Here is a 2,439-nt window from a genome sequence, read left to right as displayed (position 1 = left end):
GCCTTCGTGGTAACGCTTGTCATGGCGTGGTCTCCAGCCCGGCGCGTCAACGCCGGGTGATTCGAGGTTGATCACCCCGGAGACTACGCCACTTTCAATTCCAACCGCTTTTCGGACGGCACCCTAGGAGTCAAACCTAAGTAGTGAAGCTGGTGCAGTACAATTTCGGTGAGCGGCGAGCGGTCCGTCATCGTGGCCCCGGTGAGCGTAGTCGCGAGGCCCCCTCAATCCGCAAACTGCCCCGCCGCCTCAATAATCGGCTTCCACCGGTCCACTTCGCTCACCAGCTTGACCTTCAGCGCTTCGGGTGTGGCTTCGTCCTGGGCCACCGGCTCGGTGTTGATCTCGTTGAAGCGCTTCACGAGGTCCGGGTCGCGCAGGGCTTCCTGCAGGGTCTTGGATAGTTTTCGCACGATCTCGTCGGGCGTGCCCTTAGGCGCGTAGAGGCCGTGCCAGGCGCCGACTTCAAAGCCCTTCAGGCCGGCTTCGTCGGCGGTGGGCAGGTCGGGCATGGAGGCGAGGCGGGATTTGGTGGTGATGGCGTAGCTCTTCACGAGCTTGGAGGCGATTGGGCCTGTGGTGTTGGTGGTCTGGTCGCAGGTGAGGTCGATCTGTTTTGCGATCAGGTCGTTCATCACGGGGGCGTTGCCCTTGTAGGGCACGGTGAGCACCTGCTTGTCGATCGCGGTCATGAACAGCATGCCGCAGAGATGCGAGGCGGCGCCGAGGCCCGCATTGCCGAAGGTCATCTTGTCGCCGTTCGTCTTGATGTAGGTGATCAGCTCGGCAAGATTGTTCGGCGGCAGGTCGGGGCGGGCGATGATGGTCATCGGCGCGTTGGTGACGAGGCCGATCGGCGCGAACGCCGTCTTGGTGTCGTAGGGCAGCTTGCGGTATAGCGTTGCCGCCGTCGAGATGCCGATGTGATGGACCAGCAGCGTATAGCCGTCGGGCTCGGCGCGGGCGGCGCGCGCGGTCGCAATGGTGCCGCCGGCGCCGGTGGCGTTCTCGACGATGATGGTCTGGCCCAGGAGTTTCGACATCGATTGCGCCGTCATCCGCGCCACCGTGTCGGTCGGCCCGCCGGCCGCAAACGGCACCAGCAGGGTGATGGGCCGGGCCGGATAGGTCTGCGCGGAGGCCACTGAGCTTACCATCGCGAGCACAGCGGCAATCATGGCCAGTCGTTTCAAGTCGTGCCTCCCTTTGAGCTTGTTCTTCGTTGGTCGCGCATCTCTACACGTTTTGCGCTGCCGCACAAAAGCGAAAGATGTCGCGCGGTACGGCGGGCTGGCCGGAGGAGACAAGTGCTCCGCAGAACCTATTGACTTAGATCAACGAAAGGTCCGCCAACTCGTCGCACTCGGATGCTGCGCAAGAAATCCGAAACGGAGAGTTTCCATGAGAACCTTCAATCGGTTGGTGCTGTCAGTCCTTCTCGTCACGCTATCGGCCGCGACCCAGGCTGCGGATTTGAACGGAGCTTGGACGATCGACGCCTCGGCCTGTGGTGACGTGTTTACCAAAGAGAATAACAGGCTTGCTTTCAAGCCAGATGCTGATCTCCACGCGGGCGGCATAATCGTGCAGGGAAGGCAGATCACCGGCACATTTGAGAAATGCACTGTCAAGTCGTTGCACGATGACGGATCGAATGTGCGAATGATTGCGTCGTGCTCGGACGGGGTCGCGGTTTCGGACGTAGAGTTCGACGTGAAAATCTCCGGAGAAAATAAGATCACCCTCAGCTCCAAGCAGCCGGTGCCGGTGGAAATGCCCTATGTTCGCTGCTCGATGTGAAGTCCGCGCGGCGAGGTTGCGGCGAGGGTGAACGACGAGCCAAGCGGTCCGGTGGACCGCGACAACATCTTCGAGCCCTCGTAAAAGATCGCGGTAGCGTCTGCATGGCGTCGCAGACCGGACTTCTGGTTTGGGTCCAAAATGCGAAGAACTCGATGTGAGCAAATCGAGTCCGTCATATCCCACTGTCCGGACGTTTGCGGCGACGTTCCAAACACGTCAGCAATTTTCTTGAGCTATGCAAAAAGTGCCCGTCGGGCAAATCAGTCGAAAGTCTGTCCATCCCTGTCGCGAAAAATATTCCGCTTTCGCCGTCGGGCAAATCAGTGATTTAACTCCGCGCGTCTCACCCGAATGAGGGGCGGGTCGCGATCGTCACGAACGTTGCGGTGAGATGCGGTGGACGCGGGTGTCACGACTGACGAGCGTGGCACGCGTGGACGGCGAAGTCGTGTGGTCCTGGCGCCCCGACGCTGGCGCTAAGTACGCGAGCAGCAAGAGCTGCCGCGGACGACGGTGGCAAGAAAGCCCGGTCACCGGGGAGAGCACGAAGTAAGCCGTAACACCATCGCGCAGGGAAAGCCGGAATGCTTCGGTTGAACCTGTGGTCCTACCCCCGTGCTTTTTGTTGCACGGGAC

The 2,439-nt window shown here is 60.9% G+C and carries 2 protein-coding genes; one reads left to right on the top strand and one right to left on the bottom strand.

The features are described 5' to 3' along the window. Positions 1 to 224 precede the first annotated feature (224 nt). On the bottom strand, positions 225 to 1,178 hold the full coding sequence (locus ACZYOF_RS43405; RefSeq protein ID WP_463719550.1) for a tripartite tricarboxylate transporter substrate-binding protein: 954 nt from the start codon (positions 1,176 to 1,178) through the stop codon (positions 225 to 227). 223 nt (positions 1,179 to 1,401) lie between these two features. On the opposite strand from ACZYOF_RS43405, the gene ACZYOF_RS43400 reads away from it, so the two are divergent. Continuing rightward, entirely contained in the window at positions 1,402 to 1,800 is a 399-nt protein-coding gene (locus tag ACZYOF_RS43400; protein ID WP_463719549.1) for a hypothetical protein, read from the top strand. Positions 1,801 to 2,439: the final 639 nt, after the last annotated feature.

The organism is Bradyrhizobium sp. LeoA1Lang (genome assembly GCF_055413685.1).
Note: the sequence above shows the minus strand (reverse complement) of the source record. Positions and strands in the feature narration are given on the sequence as shown.

Bases quoted from the DNA above. Each gene is read 5' to 3' on its own strand.
- ACZYOF_RS43405 (WP_463719550.1), bottom strand. From the start codon at position 1,178: ATGATTGCCGCTGTGCTCGCGATGGTAAGCTCAGTGGCCTCCGCGCAG.
- ACZYOF_RS43400 (WP_463719549.1), top strand. From the start codon at position 1,402: ATGAGAACCTTCAATCGGTTGGTGCTGTCAGTCCTTCTCGTCACGCTA.